This is a genomic window from Desulfonatronum zhilinae (assembly GCF_900182865.1).
GTDB lineage: Bacteria > Desulfobacterota > Desulfovibrionia > Desulfovibrionales > Desulfonatronaceae > Desulfonatronum > Desulfonatronum lacustre.
This window is the reverse complement of the sequence record NZ_FXUJ01000021.1, coordinates 52,009-71,497: the sequence shown is the minus strand read 5'-3', so window position 1 is coordinate 71,497 and position 19,489 is coordinate 52,009. Positions and strand designations below refer to the sequence as shown.

Genomic DNA, 19,489 nt, shown 5'->3' with positions numbered 1-19,489 from the left:
AAGAATGACCATAAATCGACCATTCTTCATTTGTTCAACTGGCAGAGCCGTTGAACTCTGACCTGGTCCAGAGGACCAGGATTTCTACAGATAATTAAAACACAATGCAACAATATAGGTAAATATTATGCTAAAAAGGTTGCTAAGAAACGAAACAGTCAACAAAATGACCCCAGGATTTGCAAAGAAAATTATCAGAAATATTATTCCCTATCATAATTTCATCGAAACAATATGGGAAAAAGAAAATAAATATATAGGTACGGAGTTTGAATGGAAATACGATTTCGGAAGTAATATAAAAATTGGAATAATTTATGATCTTGCTCAGTATCACAGACACTATATTGCTGCTTGTATTGATTTGAAAAAATCATATGAAGTTTTCGAGATCCATGACACAAAATGGATTGAAAATTTTATGAAATCTCAATGTCAACTGTTCCTTGTTTGGCCTACGATTGTAAATACGCTTTGGAAGAAACTGTTTGACGATCGACTTTACTTTCTGACACAAAAGCTCGGGAAGATCATTTTTCCGTGTTATGAAAGTTTATGGCTTTATGAAAACAAGAGCCGTGTTCGGGATTTTTGTCTTATCAACGGAATCAAAATTCCTCAAACAGAAATTTTTTACAGAAAAAATGAGGCATTAGAGTACATTGAAAGATCAAAAATTCCCGTTGTATTGAAGCTTGACCAGGCTGCTGCTTCGCTTGGTGTTTGGATTGTCAAATCGCGAAGTCAGGCACGACAAATGGTTCGCGCAATTTTTCATAAAGGTTTGGTGGTGCGCAGAGGCGATCCACGCGATCGAAGGTGGGGGCAAGTGATTTTTCAGGAATATCTGCCGAATGTTGAGGAATGGCGAATCACTCGCGTAGGGGACAATTTTTTTTGCCGTTTCAAACATAAGAAAGGCGATTTCCACAGTGGCTCAGGAGTATTGTCCTGGGGCAAGCCGGATCAGGAACTGTTGGATTACGTGAAAATAATCACGGATACGCACAATCTGAAAAGCGTGGCCGTGGATCTCTTCGTACAACCGGAGACGAAAGAAGTTTGGGTCAACGAGATCCAGGCCATGTTCGGTGAAAGAAAAATTGATGATCCGCAACATCAAGGCAACATGGGCAGATATCAATTCGTGAACGGGCAATGGCAATTCGAGCACGGATATTTCTATACCAATGCTTGCGCCAATCTGCGTCTGGAGTATGCCTTGGAAAGTCTGGACAAGCGTCACAGGGTCTCGCTTCAGAGTTCGACGGACGCATGCGCACGCCCGAATCCGCAAAACCCTTGTAGCCTCTGAACGGATACGGATTTGGTGCTGCAGGAAAAATCCATGGAGAGAATTAAAACAATTGCCAATCGAGGGTTGAAGGCCGTCAGGCAGATCTATCGAATCCGCAAGCTTTTCAGTTTGGTTGAACACCGAAAGATTCACGACCTGGCAAAATCAAGCGACCACAGGGTCGTTGCCATGCCTCGGAAGTCCACGTTTCGCAGGTATCTGGAACTTTTATTCATTGATATCCGGTGGGGGGAGCTTTCCATTTTGTACTTCTTGCAGGATGTCGATTTAATTGGAAAGAAGATTACGAAAAATTATTTTCCGTATTCCATGTTCAAGTCAATGCGAGAAGCGAAAAATCGCACAAAACCATATGATTATATATGTTTATTGCAAGACAAGCTGCTGTTTGAGCGCTATTTTTCAGCTGCGGGAATCCAAACTGTTCAAAGCATCGGCGAGATGGGGCCCGGGCTCAATTGCGATTTCGGTCCGTCAGGGCAAGGGGCAGTATTGGACTTTTTTTCTCAACATCCTGACTATACATGTCTATTTTGTAAGCCACGTTTTGGAATTAAAGGCAAAGGAGCGTTCAAATTTGAAGCCAGACATGGTAAATACTATGTAAACAATAAGAAAGCAGAAATGAACGAATTAATGAAGCTTGTGGATAGTCCTTTTTTATGCCAGCCATTCATTACACAACACGAAGATATTGATCGGCTTCACCCCCAATCAATCAATACACTGAGGGTCATTACGTTCAGACATGGCGACAATGTCAATGTTTTTCTGACGTATCTCAGGATTGGAGGAGGAGGCAGCATGACGGATAATAATGAAAATGCCAGAGCTGTTGTTGGAGTGAATCAGGACACCGGGCAACTTAATGATGTTGGACTATGGGTAACTGGTGATAGTATTTCGGAAATTTTTGCACACAAAACATCGAATGTAATATTTTCTGGGTGTTATATTCCATTTTTTTCTGATGCGTTGGATTTGGCCCGCAAGGCGCATGAGTGGACTCCAGGCCTGTACAGCGTCGGATGGGATGTCGCCTTTACGCCTGATGGCGTGGTATTGGTCGAAGGAAATGACGACTGGGGAGCAATCTTTGCGATGTGGGTCATGCGTGATTTTAAGGAAACATTTTTACAAGAGAATTCAAAATTAAAAGTAGTGCAAAACAATGTATAATTCTTACATTGTAAACAGAATACGTAATCTTTACGAGGACCGGAAATTCTCAGAAATAATTAAGGGGGCGACCTGGGCGATTTCGGCGAAAATTCTCGCCACGATTTTTGGCTTGGCAACTTCGGTCATCATCGCAAGAATGTATGGGGCAGAGGTTTTTGGCATTGTCGCCGTGCTGCAGTCCTTTTTTATTCTTACGACAATATTTACCGTCCTGGGAACAAGCACCTCCATTCTGCGACTGATTCCGGAACATCTGACCCGATACTCTCCGACATCGGCATTCAATGTTTACCGCAAGACCCAATACATGGTGGCCGGCGTCTCCGCGGTCACCGGCCTGATTCTGTTTCTCTGTTCAGGGTTCATAGCGGAAAAAATCTTTTCAAAACCCCATTTGCAGTACTATTTCAGTTTGGCGTCGGTGTTCATTCTTTTCAAATCACTTATGCTCCTGAACCAACAAGCGGTTCGCGGACTGCGCCTGTTCCGGATTTTCGCCTTCCTGCAGCTCCTCCAACAGCTTGCAAAACTGTTCATCCTGGTTCCTCTGACTTTTTTCGTCTTCCACCCCGACGATCCGATCCATGCGTTTCTTGCCTCGATTGCCATCACTGCCATTGTCGGGGCATGGATCATGGCGCGGGCTTTTCGGCGGGAATCCGCTCCAGGCGATATCGTTCATCCCATGTCACTGAAGGATATCCTCGTCTTATCCCTGCCCATGCTCGCGACAGCCACCATGATGTTCGTCATCGGACAGACCGGAGTCCTGATCCTGGGCATGCTCAGGCCTGATGCGGAAGTCGGAGTTTACGCCGTTGCGGTGAAGCTCGCCTCTTTGACGAGTTTTGTTATGACAGCCATCAATTCCATGGCGGCGCCCAAATTTTCCGAACTGTATCATGCGGGCAAGATGGACGAACTGTTTTATGTAGCCCAAAAATCGGCCAAGCTCATTTTTTGGACGACAACCCCGGTACTTGTTGCCTTGGTACTTTTTGGCAAGTCGATTTTACAGATATTATTCGGATTTGAATTCATCGTGGCCTATCCTGCCCTTGTGCTTCTGGTCTTGGGACAATTTGTGAATTCCATCGCGGGGTCGACAGGGTTTTTCATGAACATGACCGATAATCAAAATACATTCAAAAATATAGTATTTATTGCCGCCGTATCCAATGTGGTCTTGAATATATTGCTGACACCTCGCTATGGAATTCATGGAGCGGCTATTGCAGCAATGATCAGTATGATGACATGGAATATCGCTACATTGTGTTTTATGAAATTAAAATTTGGAAAAACAACTGGGTATTTTCCTCGTTTGTCAATTAATTTATAAAGTTATAGTGAGGTGCGATATGAAAGCTGACATTCTATTTCGTTTACTTTTTATACATACACTATTTTTCATATTTAATTTGAATATAGCATATGCAGACAATATAAGTTCTGAATTAACTAAGTATTACAATGAAATATTCGTTGAACATCCTCGTATGTTTATTACAAATAATAACAGGAATATTATAAAATCAAAAGCGGAACATGAGCTTGCTGATGCATATCGTTTGTTGACGACACGACACATGAAGCATTCTCGAATTCCAAATCGATTACTTGCACTAAAAAACTATATCTACAAATATGGGTATCTGTATCAGATGACCAGGGACGAGCAATGGTGCGAACTGGTCGTGGCCGCCATGGATAACGCGCCCAACGCCATTCAGGCCCATGGGGGCGCCAACAATGGATTCGCGCATGCCCTTGAAGGTTTATCGATCGGTTTTGACTGGTGTTATGATACGATTGTCCGGTCAGGAAGGACACAACATTTCGTGAAGCTCATCAACCTGTATTATCAAGGCAACCAGGATAATTTGTGGGCCGGTTTGCCTGACTTCCATAATTATGCAAGTCAGGCGCAGTTCGCTATGCTGGCGGCGGGCATTGCTACTTATGGCGACAACCCCAGCGCCATCGACCATCTCGAGGAAGCTCTCGACGTTATGGAACGTGGTGTAACCAGAGACGGCGTGTATTACAATGTCGCCGACTCGGTGGCATATGTGGACGGAACGTGCAGTTGGGAAGGAGTGATGTACGCACGCCAACAAATTTTTTCGTATGGCAAGTATGCGGAGGCCTGGAGAACAGCTACCAACGGAAAAATCAATCCGTGGGAAGGGACATTCTCGAATCTCGAGAATGCCGGATATTATATCATGTACAATACAAGACCTGACAACATCTATGAAAACATAGGCGATGTAAATTATCCTGGAATTTCCTTTCATGACGTCAACAACATGGCCTTGTTGCAAAATTCGTTCAAGAATCCATATTTTACGACATTTCTCAACAGGCATTACCGTTGGGATAACGGAACTTTCGATACCGATATATGGCTTGGTCGAGGCGGGTTGCGATCCCCTCTTGTTTATTATCTCATGTGGTACGACCCCACGGTCCCTGAAGCCAGTCTGGATGAATTGCCCCGCTCAAAGAGGTTTGGGGATCAGATCGTCATCCGCACCGGATTTGAAGAAGATGATACGCTCATTTCCTTCAAAAGCGGCATTCATTGGGGTTTTCATTCGCAGCTCGATCACGGCTCGTTCACCATCTTCAAGCACCGCCCGCTGGCAATCGATAGCGGATACTACGATAATTGGAGGTGGGGGCGACGCATGAACTGGAATTATTGGAAGAGAACTACGGCGCACAACACCTTGCTCATTGATCATCCACAAGAAAAAAGCGTTCGATGGCCAAGGAATAATCTGCTTCATGTTGATGGAGGACAAAGACTTGCGTGGGTTACGTTCAGCCCCCCTCATTCCTCGAGTGGAAGCCATAACAAGCCGTTCAGCATTGCGGACTTGAAGAATAGAATTGATGAATTTGAAATGGGAATTATCACGAACTACGAAAGTACGGATGAATATGATTATATTCGAACCGACCTCACAAATGCTTACAGCAACAAGTACTCAGGTCGCGGCAACAACCAGCCCAAAAAGGTGCATCTTGTCGAAAGGTCGTTTGTCTACTTACCTCCGGATGTCGTAACCATTTTTGACAGGATTGATGTTCCGGAGAAACATTTCACGAAAAAATGGCTGTTGCACAGCGGCAGCTATTACGACAAAAGCGGCCGTCCCGAATTGAACGGCGATTTCATGGTTGTCCAGGGAGCAAGTGACGCGGGGATTGTGGAATCTTCAGACACCGATCTTATCAAGATCACCCAAGGGGAGGGCAGGCTGTTCGTCAAGACATTGCTTCCAGAGCAGGGCATAATCAGGAGAATCGGTGGAGAGGGATATGAATTCTGGTTGAATGGAGCTAATCGACGTTTTGCCCAGGAGGAGATACCTCGAGCGCGAAGAAATGAGGACCCTGGTGCTTGGCGTATTGAAATTCAACCTGGATCGCCCAACACGTACGATGAATTTCTGACTGTGTTGTTTCCCACAAATAGCAGTGTTGACTCCATTCCTGCTACATTGAAAATTGAGACTGTATCCGCAAGCATGGTCGGTGCGCGAGTTATCGATGCAAGGAAAAATTGGCTTATATTGTTTCATCGATCCGATATTGAACCTTCAAAGACGATTGAATATTCCGTCGAGAATGCAAAAGGCATTCGGCAATTATTGTTTAACGTTAAACCCAATACCTATTTTAAGGTATCACAATCAGTCTCCGAAGATATGCTTAACGTACTTGTTCAGGAATCCCGTGATGAGTTCGGCATCCTCTCTTCTCCGGAAGGCGTGCTTCTGTTCTGATCCCTCAAGGCAGCAACAGCCTGCCTGGGATCTCCTCCGCGAAGGCGTCAATGAGCCTTGGGCTCATCTTGACGTAAGGCAAGGGCTCGGAGAACTCCACGGCGAACCGGTCGGTTTCCTGGTTGCTCCAGATCACCGTGCCGCTTTGCCAACGCAGAATCGAAAAGTCGCTGTTTCTTGAAAGCTCTTTGAACATGATCGTGTCGCCCTTGTTGACTTCCGTGCGGCCCGAGAGGTTCTGCAACCCGGCGCTTCGCCTGCTGAGGTCGCGCAATCCGGCCTTGACGGTGCTGGAACCGTTGACGTGCAAGATGCAGATGGTCCTGTTCAGAACGAGATCGAACAGGAGTCGCGGCCACCGCCGCTTGTGGCCGGTGCGCGGGGGTGGTTCGCCATTTCCTTGCAAAGGGGGGCTAGGCATGGTTTCCCTGGTCCAGGTCGTGTTTTTTGGCCAGATAGTACAGGGTCGGCCTGGATATGCCCAGTACCTCGGCGGCCTTGGAAATGTTGCCGGCATGCTCCTGGAGAGCGTTCTGGATCATTCGCCGCTCCACCGTCTCTCTGCCTTCCCGCAAGGTGACCGACGACGACGGATCATCGGCTGAGGATGGTGGCTGGTCGTCGAATCCCAGATCCCCGGGCTCGATGAAACGGGTGTTGGTCATGATCACGGCCCGCTGGACCCTGTTCTCCAACTCGCGCACGTTGCCGGGCCAATCATGAGAGCGTAGGCAATTCAAGGATTCCGTACTGAACCCCCCTATTTTGCGGTTAAGATCTCGACAGTTTTTTCGGAAAAACAGGTTGGCCAGCACGAGGATGTCCTCGCCACGTTCTCTCAAGGGGGGCAGGTCAATGGTCACCACGCCGATCCGGTAGAACAGGTCGTCTCGAAAGGTTCCCTGCTCCATGGCCTTGGCGATGTTGATGTTGGTGGCGGAGATGATGCGGGCGTCCACCTGGATGTCTTGGCGACCCCCCACGCGCTGGATCACTCTTTCCTGCAGGAAGCGCAGCAACTTGACCTGCAGGCTCAACGGCAATTCTCCAATTTCGTCCAGAAACAGGGTGCCTTGATGCGCGTATTCGCACTTGCCTTGGACTCGGGCATGAGCGCCGGTGAAGGCCCCTTTTTCATGCCCGAACAGCTCGGCCTCCAGAAGATTTTCCGGGATGGCGCCGCAGTTGATGGCCACGAAGTTGTTGTTGCCGCGAGGACTTTTGGCGTGAACGGCCCTGGCCACAAGTTCTTTTCCCGTGCCGGATTCTCCTGTGATCATCACTGAAGCGTCGGAATCGGCCACCTTGCGTATCATCGCGAACACCTCCCTCATTTTCGGGCACTGACCGACAATGCCGAGGCAATCATTCATGCCCGGCAGGGTCGTGCTCAGGAGGCGGCGGTTTTCCGCCTCCAGGGAAGCGAGATGGAAAGCTCGTTTGATGATGATCCGCAGTTCATCCAGGTCAATGGGTTTGCGGTAAAAGTCGTAGGCCCCCATCTGTACGGCCCTGAGGGCATTTTCCTGGCCGTCGTTGCCGGTGATAACGATGACTTTGGCGACAGGGGCCAACGTGAGGATTTCCGTAAGGCAGCGAAATCCTTCCTCGGAGCTGTCTTCATGGGGAGGCAGGCCGAGGTCCAGCGTGATCACGGCGGGCCTGTGCTTGCGGAACAGCGTCAGGGCATGGTCCGCGTTTTCGGCCAAATCCAGATCATAATCGCGACCCAATCCCCATTTGAGCTGTTTCCGAATATCCTCGTTGTCGTCGACGATGAGCAGTCTGTTCATGGCGTTCTCTTTCACGGGTGATGCGTATTCTACCGCCGTCGGCCCCCGTTTTTCCCTGAGTAGTCCGTTTCGTTCCAGACAACATGGACAACCCTGGCCAGGTCATGCCTTGGGTTTGTCAGGCGGTCGTCGACCCGGCGCGGATTCTCCGGAGTCTCCCTTGATGACCGTGTCCGGAATTTCCAGACATCGGGGTCCTTCAACCTGCGGGATTCCGAGGACGACATCCGGGAGTAGGGCAGATTTGTTCTCGATCTCATCCGCTATCTGAATCGGTATCGAAATCGAAATCGTGATCGAAATCGAACGTCATGTCCAAAAAGATGACGTAATCACAAGGTGGTACACAGCATTTGTCATTTTCGATTTCGATTTCGATCGCGATTTGGATTTCGATGAGAACAGATTTGCTCTGACATCCGGGAGCAGGAGCTCTGGCCAGCCGTTGGCTGGGTACTCAGCCAAAGCGAACCATTGGCCAAGCATCACTTGCAATTCTCAAACCACGATGCCATCCCCGTAATCTCACCCCCGGGGCGGATTGTTCTCGATCCTCACGCGCTACCCGGATCGCGTCGAAATCGAAATCCGGATCGAAATCGAACGACATATCCAAGAAGATGGCAATCAAGTGTGGTGCACAGTGCTTTCCAATTTCGATCGCGATTTGGATTTGAGAACCGAAACCTCCCCCCCGGGAGATATTCCTGTCTTCCGGGATTTCTTCTCGCACAAAACAAGCCTTTCCCCTACAGACACGGCCAAACAGATAGGTATTATTGAAGCTACCGAGATAAACGGCATCTTTTCGTGCTGTGCACACAACAAAAAAAAGGGGGGAGGAAGAATGAAGAGCATCTTGAAAATGGGCGTGTGGATTGTGGCTGTCTTCCTGCTGGTGGGTGTGGCCGGCATGGCTCAGGCTCAGACGGAACTGAAGCAGCTGGGCCGGAGTCCGTTTTTTAAACCCGAATTGCAAACGGTCGGTGATTTTCAGGAAATGGTCAAACAGACGCTTCCTGATCTGGAAAAAGGCTTCTCAATGGCCGGTTCCGCTGAATTATTCGATGATTTCGTGGTCCAGGTGGAGCAGTCCAACATTGAAACCGTGGACGTGCCCGTCGGCGAAAGACTCCAATGGATGATCTACAGAAAGGCGCAACGCGTCGAGGTCATGAAGGACGTGGTTTGGGCCGGGCAAGACTCCTTCAAGGCGTTCCGGCTGGTGGTCGATCAAGACGGCAATCGCAATACTTTCGTCGTTCCCCTGATATGCGGCAACGTGACCCTGGCTCGGACAACCGCCGTGCCTGCCGCGACACCCGTGGCCATGGAGAGACCGGCCCCGGCCGTTCCGCCTGTTGGCGCGGCTCCCGTTCCCGCACCCGTCACGACGGACTCTCCATGGACGGACCCGGTCCTGAAGCGTGGGCAATTGGTTGCGGATATCGGTTTCCTGCATCAGCCCGATCCCGCAAACTACCTGCTGTTTCGTGTCGGCTACGGCTACCGCTTTCATGAAAACTATTCCGTTCTGGGCATGGTCGGATTCGCCCCGGTGGTCAGCGGCGACGACGACACCGATTCGGTCATGGCTGATCTGACCGCGTACTACCACTTTGATCGGATGCACTTCGGCGGCGGTTTGGGATTCTGGGATTCCAGTCGGAAGGATCGCCTGGACTTGATTCTTCTGAACACGGGTTATCGGATCTACGGGGAAGCGTATCAACGCAATGTTTCCCTGTTCCTGGAAGTCCGCGCGGCCGTTGACCAACTGGATGAGCTGGAAAAATACATCCGCTATGGCGGTGGAGTGCGTTTCCACTTCTAACGTTGCCAAGAGGAAAGGTCCGCCTTGGGTGATCCGGTATCTGTCCGGGCTGCGCGGCGCGCCTGATCGATGACTTTGCCGTCATATGAAAAAGGAGAAATATTGTGCCTCTCATCAACGTTATCATCATTCTGGTCGTGGTAGGCGTGATTTTGTGGCTGATCAACAGCTACATCCCGATGCAATCCACCATAAAAAGCATCCTGAACGTCGTCGTGATTATCGCGGTCATCATTTGGTTGCTGAGCGTCTTTGGGGTGATAGGCTCCCTGTCCGGAATCCGCGTTGGGAATTGAATGGCCGAGGGGCTGTTGATGCGCTCGACGAACCCTGAAAATACGGCCACCAAGGTGCAGGAGCGCGCTTTCAGTTTTAAAGGGGGCGGTTAGCAACCTGTCGTCACAAGGAGCAACACGTCTGCTTTCGAAGGGGCGGTTCGCGAACCGCCCCTTCGGTTTCAGGTATTTCAGCCAAGGATGTATTTGTCATGACGCTCACCGCGGCGACACTTATCGAGAAATCAGTGCAACTCTGGGGGCGGCTGCGTGGCAATGCCCGTTTCCATAAGAACGAAGGCGACGAAGCTCCGTTGCGTGCCGAGTTGTTCAGTACCTCCCAGATGGAGGAGCACGGCAAAATTCTCGCGGGGTTGCATGTCTTGGATCAAGGACATGCTCCGGAACGCCTGCTGGCCAGGCTTGCCAAGAATGAAAGCGTCCTGTTCGCGGTCCGCGGCCTGTTGACCGAGGTCGTACAGGCCAATCGAGGAATCATCCCGGCAGGGGAATGGCTGCTGGACAACTTTTATCTGATCGAAGAGCAAATTTTGGTGGCGAGAAAGCTGTTGCCCAAGGGCTACGCCAAAAAGCTTCCCCGCCTGAAGGACGGTCCATCCAGGGGGCTTCCCCGGGTGTACGACATTGCCCTGGAGACCATCGCCCACGGCGACGGCCGTGTGGAACTGGAGAGCCTGAGCGGTTTCGTTTCCGCCTACCAGACCGTGACGCCCTTGATGCTGGGCGAATTATGGGCCATTCCGATCATGTTGCGCCTGGCCCTGATCGAGAACCTGAGGCGGATTGCCGCTCGAATCGCCGTGAACCGGGCCGACCGTGATCTGGCCGGGCAGTGGGCCGATACGATTATCGAGACGGCGCAAAATGACCGGAAACACCTGATTCTCGCTGTTGCCGACATGGCCAGGTCAAAACCGCCCATGACCAGTTCCTTTGTCGCGGAGCTGGTTCGGCGACTTCAGGGGCAGGGAGCCGCACTCGCACTGCCCCTGGCCTGGATCGAGCAGCAACTTTCGGAATCCCGCCTGACCATCGATCAGATGGTGCAGTCGGAGAATCAACAGCAGGCCGCGGATCAGCTTTCCATCAGCAACAGCATCGCGGGTCTGCGCGTTCTGAGCGTCATCGACTGGCGCCGGTTCGTGGAGACCCTGAGCGCCGTTGAACACATCCTGCAAGAAGATCCGGCCGGAATTCACGGCCAAATGCATTTCAACACCCGAGATCAATACCGGCACGTCGTGGAGGAGGTCGCTCGGAAAAGCGCATTCACCGAAGTGGACGTGGCCCGAACAGCCATCGAGCTGGCCGGGCAAGGCGCGACCGGGGCGGATGGCGACAGCCGGACGGGTCATGTGGGCTTCTACCTGGTTGACCAAGGGATTGCGGACCTTGAAAGCCGGGTCAAGGTCAGGTCGACGGTCCTGGATATGCTCCGCGGCCTCGGTCGCCGGTTCCCTTTGTTCCTGTATCTCGGCGCTATTGGCTTCGTCTCGGTGATTCTTTGCGCCGCTCTGCTGGCCAAAACCCGCTCAGACGGGGTGGACGGAGCGCTGCTCTGGGTCGTGGGCGGGCTCTCTCTGCTGGCGCTAAGCCAAGTGGTCATGGCGTTGATCAACCTCATCGCCGCTCGTCTTGCCAAACCGCGGAGGCTGCCCCGCATGGATTTTTCCAAGGGCATCCCTTCGGAATCGGCCACCCTGGTCGTGGTTCCGGCCATGCTTTGCAGTCCGGAACATGTCGCGGAACTAACGGATGCCCTGGAAGTCCGATTTCTGGCCGGCCGGGAGGAAAACCTGCGCTTTGCCCTGCTGACCGACTTCCTGGACGCCTCCGAGGAAAAGACCCCCGCGGACGAATCGCTGGTCTTGCTGGCCAGGCAAGGAATCGAACGACTCAATGCGACATACGGCGCCAATGAGGACGTTTTCTTTCTCTTCCATCGACCTCGTCAATGGAACCCAAAAGAACGGACCTGGATGGGCCATGAACGGAAGCGGGGCAAGTTGGCGGCGTTGAATGCGTTGCTCCGTGGCGGCAAGTCCGAGCAGGATTCCCAGGAAAAAACTGATGCGGATTTCTCGCTTATCGTCGGCAATATCGACGTGTTGCGCGGCGTGAAGTACGTCATCACCCTGGACACGGACACGGACCTGCCGCGGGATACCGCATGGCAGCTCGTGGGCGCCATGGCCCATCCCCTGAACCGTCCCCAATACGACGCTGACAAAGGGCGCATCGTGTCCGGATACAGCATTCTGCAACCCCGGGTGGCGGTCAGTCTGCCGGGAACCAACAGGTCGCGCTATGCCCGCATGCACGGGCTTGACGCCGGCATTGATCCCTACACCGGGGTCGTCTCTGACCTCTATCAAGACCTCTTCGGCGAAGGATCGTACATCGGCAAGGGTATTTACGACGTCGACGCCTTTGAGCAGGTGCTCAAGGATCGTTTCCCCGAAAATTTGATCCTCAGCCACGATCTTATCGAGGGGTGCCATGCCCGGTCCGGACTGATCAGCGACGTGCAGCTCTTCGAGGAGTATCCGGCGCGCTACGACGCGGACGTGGACCGCCGCCTACGCTGGATTCGTGGGGACTGGCAGATCCTGCGATGGCTGTTTCCGAGTGTCCCCGGCCCGAAGACCAAATTCACGAAAAATCCGCTCTCGCTCTTGTCCCGCTGGAAAATTTTCGACAATCTCCGGCGCAGCCTCGTGCCCATGGCGCTGACCCTCCTGCTCCTGCTCGGCTGGACCGTCCTGTCCTCGCCCTGGTTCTGGACCGCGGTGGTCATCGGCATCGTGCTGATTCCCGCCCTGATCAACTGCCTCATGGGCTTCTTCAATACCACCGGCCACGCCCTGGTCAGCCAGCACCTTGCAAGCGCGACCCAGGCCACCGGGAGAGGCCTTACCCAGTCCGCGTTCACGCTGCTCTGCCTGCCGTACGAGGCCGCGACCAACACCGCCGCCATCCTGCGAACCCTGTGGCGGATGAACGTGTCCGGCCGAGGGCTTCTGGAATGGAACCCACCGGGCCTCGCCCGGGGCACGGGACGAACAGCGCCGGGAACAGCGCCGGGAACAGCGCCAGGAACAGCGCCAGGAACAGCGCCAGGAACAGCGCCAGGAACAGCGCCAGGAACAGCGCCAGGAACAACTTCAGGCCTGTCGGCGCTTGGCGCGTCGTATCGCAGGATGTGGATCGCCCCGGTCGCGGCCATGATCGTGACGGGGTATCTGGTTCAGGCCCGGACAATGGTTCCGACCGGAACACTGCCGGGAGCATTGTCGGGAGCACTCCCTGGAACACTTTCAGTCGCCTTGCCGGTGCTGACCCTCTGGTTTGTTTCTCCCCTGATCGCCTGGTGGCTCAGTCTGCCCATCCGGCCCCGGAAAGTCCGGTTGACCGATGATCAGTTGGTCTTCTTGCGCAAGCTTTCCCGCAAGACCTGGGCCTTTTTCGAGCAATTCGTCGGCCCCGAAGATCACTGGCTTCCCCCGGACAACTTTCAGGAAGCGCCGCGCGAGGTGGTGGCCCACCGCACGTCGCCCACCAACATGGGGTTTGCGCTGCTCTCAAATCTGTCGGCCCGCGACTTCGGCTACATCACCGTCGGGCGTTTCATGGATCGAACGGAAAACGCCCTGGGTTCAATGGATGGCCTGGCACGGCATCGCGGCCACTTCTACAACTGGTACGACACCCGAACCCGCAAGCCGCTCCTGCCCATGTACGTTTCGTCGGTGGACAGCGGGAACCTGGCGGCGAGCCTGATGACCTTGCGGGAAGGGTTGCTCGCGCTTCCCGACGAGAAGCTCACCGGAGAACGACTGTTCGACGGAATTGCCGATACGGCCATGGTCCTCATGGATGTTGCGAGTGGGAGCATACCCGCGCAGCTGACGCGGTTCATGGAAGACATGGAGTCCATCCGGTCTTCCCCGCCACAGAACACCACGCCACAGAACAAGCCGGACAAGACCCCGCAAAAAACGACCCTTTGGGACCTGAAGGCGTCCCTCGGGCGACTGGCGACATCCGCCAAGGAAATTGCCCTGCACTTCGAAGCCGATCCTGAGAGCAACGCCGCGTGGTGGGCGCGGTCCCTTGAGCAACAGTGCCGGGATGCGGTGGACGAATTGAACGAGCTGGCGCCCTGGGCCGAGCCGTCGCTTTCGGGGCGGATTCTCGATCAAATTCCCGCTTTCAAGGATATCCCCACGCTGCGCCGGCTGGCCTGCCTCGATAATGACGTCCTGCCCCTGATCGAGGAAATGCGGCAAGAAAGCGAGACACCGGAGCAAAAACAGCGGCTGGACAAGCTCAAATGGCTGATCATCAAGTCCAGCCTCAGTGCCGGGAGAAGAATCGTCCGCCTGGACGAGCTTGCGCACCATTGCCGGGAACTAGCCCGGAACATGGAATTTGCCTTTCTGTACGACAGCGCGCGCCGTCTCCTGGCCATCGGCTACAACGTCAGCGAGGGGCGCAGGGATGGCAGCTTCTACGATCTGCTGGCTTCGGAAGCGCGGCTGAGCAGTTTCGTTGCCATTGCCCAGGGTCAACTTCCCCAGGAAAGCTGGTTCGCCCTGGGGCGGATGCAGACCATTGCCGGCGGAGAATCGGTTCTTCTTTCCTGGAGCGGCTCCATGTTTGAATATCTGATGCCGCTCGTGATGATGCCCACTTATGATCAGACAATTCTTGATCAAAGCTGCAAGGCGGCCGTGGCCAGGCAGATCGACTACGGCAAGCAACATGGCGTGCCCTGGGGAATTTCGGAATCCGGCTACAATATGACCGACAGTCAGCTCAACTATCAGTACAAGGCCTTCGGGGTGCCCGGTCTCGGTCTGCAACGCGGGCTGGCCGAAGATCTGGTCATCACCCCCTATGCTTCGGCATTGGCGCTCATGGTGGCGCCCGAGGCAGCGTGCCGCAATCTTGAGGATCTGTCGTCTCGTGGTTTTCAAGGCAGGTACGGCTTCTACGAGGCCATTGACTATACTCCAAGTCATCTGCCTCGCGGGCGGACGAACGCCGTGGTTCAGTCCTACATGGCCCACCATCAGGGCATGAGCCTGCTCGCCCTGACGCATCTGCTGCTGGACCAACCCATGCAGAAACGGTTCAAGGCGAATCCCATGTTTCAGGCCACCGTGCTGCTGCTTCAGGAGCGGCTGCCCAAGGCCACGGCATACCACTCGCAAATCTCGGATCTTTCCGAGTCCCGGAAGATGTCGGCTTTCTTGAAGGAGAAGCCGCTGCGCATCTCCATGACTCCGAATACGTCCATCCCCGAGGTGCAACTCCTGTCCAACGGAACATATCATGTCATGGTCACCAATGCCGGTGGCGGGTACAGCCGCTGGAAAGATCTGGCCGTGACCCGGTGGCGTGAAGACGGCACCTGCGATAATTGGGGGGCCTTCTGCTATATCCGGGACCTTTCCAGCGGTGTCTTCTGGTCCGCGGCGCACCAGCCGACGCTCAAGCCGTCCGATCGGTACGAAGCCATATTCTCCGAAGGCCAGGTCGAGTTCCGCCGCCGGGACGAGGATATCGACACCCATACGGAGATATCCGTATCCCCCGAGGATGATACCGAGCTGCGCCGGATCACCATTACCAACCGATCCAAGACCCGCAGGTCCATCGAAGTGACCAGTTATGCGGAAGTCGTCCTGGCATCGCCGGCGTCCGACGCGGCGCATCCGGCCTTCAGCAATCTCTTCGTCCAGACCGAAATCATCAGGACCCAGTGCGCGATCATGGCGACCCGGCGGCCTCGCTTTGCCGACGAGAAACCGCCATGGATGTTTCACACCATGGCTGTCCACGATGCGGACATGGGCGATATGTCCTATGAAACAGACAGGTTGCGGTTTGTCGGTCGCGGGAACACGCTGGCCGCTCCCGAAGCCATGAAAAGCCGGTCGCCTCTTTCCGGCGGCGAAGGGCCGGTTCTGGATCCCATCGTGGCCATTCGCTGTCAAATCACTCTGGAACCGGAAGCATCGGCAACCGTGAACATAATCACCGGCGCGGCGGAGACTCGCGATGTCTGCGCGGGGCTGGTGGGCAAATACCGGGACCGGTATCTTGTGGACCGCGTTTTCGAGCTGGCATGGACCCATAGCCAGGTCCTTCTGCAACAGATCAACGCCACGGAATCCGACGCACAGCTCTACGGGCGGCTCGTGGCCTCGGTACTCTACGCCAATTCCGGGCTGCGCGCCGATTCCAGCCTGATCATGAAAAATCTTCGGGGACAATCCAGCCTCTGGGGCTACTCCATTTCCGGTGATTTACCCATTGTTCTGCTGTGGATCGAGGATCAGGAGAACATCGAGCTGGCCCGCCAGCTCGTTCAAGCCCATGCCTATTGGCGTCTCAAAGGCCTGGCCGTGGATATGGTGATCATCAATGAAGATCATGGCGGGTATCGGCAGGTTCTGCACGATCAGATCATGGGATTTATCGCCGCCGGAGTGCATGGCAAGCGGGCGGATCGCCCGGGTGAGGTGTTCGTGCGCAACGCTGATCAGATTTCGGAGGAAGACCGGATCATCTTTCAGGCCCTGGCCCGGATCGTCATTCGCGATAGCCAGGGAACGCTCGCGGATCAACTGAACCGCGTTGGTCGTGATCAACCGATTATTCCAGCCCTGGCGCCGACCCGTCTCTTTCGCCCCCTGCCGCCCACCGTCGCGGCCCTGCCCCGGGAAGACCTCCTGTTTTTCAACGGCATCGGGGGATTCACCCCGGATGGTCATGAGTACGTCATTTCAACCAGTCGCGAGCAGGTCGCACCCGCGCCGTGGGTCAACGTGCTGGCCAATCCACATTTCGGCGCCATTGTCTCGGAAAACGGCCCAGCCTACACCTGGAGCGAGAACGCCCACGAATTCAGACTGACCCCATGGCACAATGATCCGGTGGTGGATTCCAGCGGAGAAGCCTTTTACCTACGTGACGAGGATCGCGGCCATTTCTGGTCCCCCATGCCGCATCCCGCCAAAGGTGCTTCTCCCTATGTCACCCGGCACGGCTTCGGATACACGGTGTTTGAACACGCGGAGCGCGGCATCATTTCGGAGGTCTGGGTGTTCGTAGCCAAGGATGCGCCGGTCAAGTTCACGGTGCTCAAGGTGCGCAACCGGTGCGGCCGTCCGCGACGGCTCTCGGTGAGCGGATTCATCGAGTGGGTGCTGGGTGATGTGCGTCCCAAGACCGGGATGCACGTGAGCACCGAGATCGATCCTGAAAGCGGCGCGATTCTGGCGAACAACCCGTATAACACCGAATTTGGTAGGCGGGTGGCCTTCTTTAACGTGGATCATGCCACCAGAACGGTCACCGCGGATCGGACCGAATTTATCGGTCGCAATGGAACCCTGGCCCGTCCCGCGGCCATGACCCGGTCCCGCCTCTCCGGCAGGGTCGGGGCCGCGTTGGATCCCTGCGCGGCCATGCATGTTGTTTTTGATCTGGACGACGGTGAAGACCGGGAGATCGTGTTCACCCTCGGCGCCGGGCAAGATGATGGCCACGCCGCACGTCTCGCAAAGCGCTATCGTGATTCCACCGCGGCGCGAAAAGAGCTGGAAGCTGTCTGGCAATACTGGAATCACACCCTGGGCGCCGTGCAGGTGGAAACCCCCGACAAATCCGTGGATTTCCTGGCCAATGGGTGGCTTCTGTACCAGACCATCGCCTGTCGGCTCTGGGGCCGCAGCGGCTACTACCAGTCCGGAGGCGCATTCGGTTTCCGTGACCAGTTGCAGGACTCCATGGCCCTGATCCATGCCGAGCCGGGTCTTGTGCGCGCGCATCTGCTCCTCTGCGCCGGACGCCAGTTTTCCGAAGGCGATGTTCAGCACTGGTGGCACCCGCCAACCGGCAGAGGGGTGCGGACCAAATGTTCCGACGATTATCTCTGGCTGCCCCTGGCCACGTGCCGCTACGTCCAAAGCACCGGCGACACCGGGGTCCTGGACGAAACGATCCATTTCCTCAATGGCCGCCAAGTGGGTCACACCGAGGAATCCTACTATGATCTTCCGGTTAGGTCCGAGGAAACGGCCAGCCTGTATGAGCATTGCGTGCGCGCGATCCAGAGAGGGCTTAGGTTCGGCGAGCACGGCCTGCCCCTGATCGGATCCGGCGACTGGAACGACGGCATGAACATGGTCGGCCACGAAGGCAAGGGAGAAAGCGTCTGGTTGGCGTTTTTCCTGTGCGAGGTGCTGAACCGGTTCGCCGAGATCGCGCGGCTGCGCGGAGACCTGGTCTTTGACCGACAATGTCGCAACGAGGTCGCGCGGCTTGGCCGAAGCATCGAGGAGCATGGCTGGGACGGCGATTGGTACCTCCGGGCGTATTTCGACGACGGCACCCCCATCGGCTCCGCTGAAAGTCCCGAATGCCGGATCGACTCGATAGCCCAGAGCTGGTCGGTCCTGTCCGGCGTTGGCGACGAAAAACGTTCCAGGGCAGCCATGGAAGCCGTGGACAAATATCTGGTGCGCCGGGATGACGACCTGATCCAGCTTTTGGATCCGCCATTTGACAAATCCGCATTGAATCCGGGGTATATCAAGGGCTACGTGCCGGGCGTGCGCGAGAACGGCGGACAGTACACCCACGCCGCGATCTGGACGACCATGGCCTTTGCCGCGTTGGGCGACAAACGCCGCGCCTGGGATCTCTTCGCCATGATCAACCCCATCAACCACGGGAATTCCGCTGAGGAAGTGAAAACGTACAAAGTCGAGCCCTACGTGGTCGCGGCGGACGTTTACGGTGTCGAGCCGCACACAGGTAGGGGAGGGTGGACGTGGTACACGGGATCAGCCGCCTGGATGTACCGCCTGATCATGGAATCCCTGCTGGGTTTCAGGCTGGAAGGCAACAAATTGTTTTTCGAACCCTGCCTCTCCACAAAGTGGGACATTTTTACGATCCGCTACCGCTTTCGGGGAACCAACTACCGGATCTCGGTCAGGCAGCAACAGGATGACGAGGACGGTGCGGCGACTGTTATTGTGGACGGAGTGGCGCAACAGGAAATGACCATAGCGCTTGTGGATGACGGCCAAGAGCATGCGGTGGAGGTGGTGTTGGCATGCGGCTGATTCCACTTTACTTTCAAAAAAGATACTATTTTGCCAACCTAGCACTGTTGTCTGGGTCGAAATCGAAATCGCCATCGAAATCGGTATCGCAATGTTTTATGATCTATTTATTCCTCCGATTTCGAT

Annotated in this window: 9 protein-coding genes; 7 read left to right on the top strand and 2 right to left on the bottom strand. The window is 54.4% G+C overall.

From position 1 onward, the window contains the following. Window positions 1-166 precede the first annotated feature (166 nt). Genes AC559A_RS15150 through AC559A_RS15135 form a run of 4 tightly spaced genes read left to right on the top strand, consistent with a single transcriptional unit; the run spans window position 167 to window position 6,297 of the window. Window positions 167-1,315 carry an ATP-grasp domain-containing protein gene (locus tag AC559A_RS15150; protein WP_498818546.1) on the top strand — a complete coding sequence of 383 codons (1,149 nt, stop codon included), beginning with the start codon at window positions 167-169 and terminating at the stop codon, window positions 1,313-1,315. Window positions 1,316-1,348: 33 nt separating this feature from the next. Further along, complete coding sequence (locus AC559A_RS15145) at window positions 1,349-2,497, top strand: sugar-transfer associated ATP-grasp domain-containing protein (RefSeq protein ID WP_498818545.1); 1,149 nt, start codon at window positions 1,349-1,351, stop codon at window positions 2,495-2,497. Then, window positions 2,490-3,842 (top strand): flippase, encoded by a 1,353-nt coding sequence (locus AC559A_RS15140; RefSeq protein WP_498818544.1) that lies wholly within the window; start codon window positions 2,490-2,492, stop codon window positions 3,840-3,842. The genes AC559A_RS15145 and AC559A_RS15140 overlap by 8 nt, the downstream gene beginning before the upstream one ends. A 19-nt stretch (window positions 3,843-3,861) precedes the next feature. Then, window positions 3,862-6,297, top strand: coding sequence for a heparinase II/III domain-containing protein (locus tag AC559A_RS15135; protein ID WP_498818543.1), 2,436 nt, complete (start codon window positions 3,862-3,864; stop codon window positions 6,295-6,297). A 4-nt stretch (window positions 6,298-6,301) separates the two neighbouring features. On the opposite strand, the gene AC559A_RS15130 is transcribed toward AC559A_RS15135, so the two are convergent. Together AC559A_RS15130 and prsR are read right to left on the bottom strand one after the other, a co-directional pair. Then, entirely contained in the window at window positions 6,302-6,718 is a 417-nt protein-coding gene (locus AC559A_RS15130) for a PilZ domain-containing protein (RefSeq protein ID WP_156932880.1), read from the bottom strand. Continuing rightward, complete coding sequence (prsR, locus tag AC559A_RS15125) at window positions 6,711-8,090, bottom strand: PEP-CTERM-box response regulator transcription factor (RefSeq protein WP_498818542.1); 1,380 nt, start codon at window positions 8,088-8,090, stop codon at window positions 6,711-6,713. The genes AC559A_RS15130 and prsR overlap by 8 nt, the downstream gene beginning before the upstream one ends. Before the next feature lie 847 nt (window positions 8,091-8,937). Between prsR and AC559A_RS15120 the strand changes: the two genes are divergently transcribed. From AC559A_RS15120 to AC559A_RS15110, 3 genes are all read left to right on the top strand, one after another. Then, the gene (locus tag AC559A_RS15120; protein WP_498818541.1) at window positions 8,938-9,924 is read left to right on the top strand and encodes a hypothetical protein; all 987 of its coding nucleotides are present in this window, start codon (window positions 8,938-8,940) and stop codon (window positions 9,922-9,924) included. 104 nt (window positions 9,925-10,028) lie between these two features. Then, window positions 10,029-10,220, top strand: coding sequence for a Thivi_2564 family membrane protein (locus AC559A_RS15115; RefSeq protein ID WP_028571753.1), 192 nt, complete (start codon window positions 10,029-10,031; stop codon window positions 10,218-10,220). Between the two features lie 191 nt (window positions 10,221-10,411). Next, the gene (locus AC559A_RS15110; protein WP_498818540.1) at window positions 10,412-19,363 is read left to right on the top strand and encodes a glycoside hydrolase family 94 protein; all 8,952 of its coding nucleotides are present in this window, start codon (window positions 10,412-10,414) and stop codon (window positions 19,361-19,363) included. Window positions 19,364-19,489: the final 126 nt, after the last annotated feature.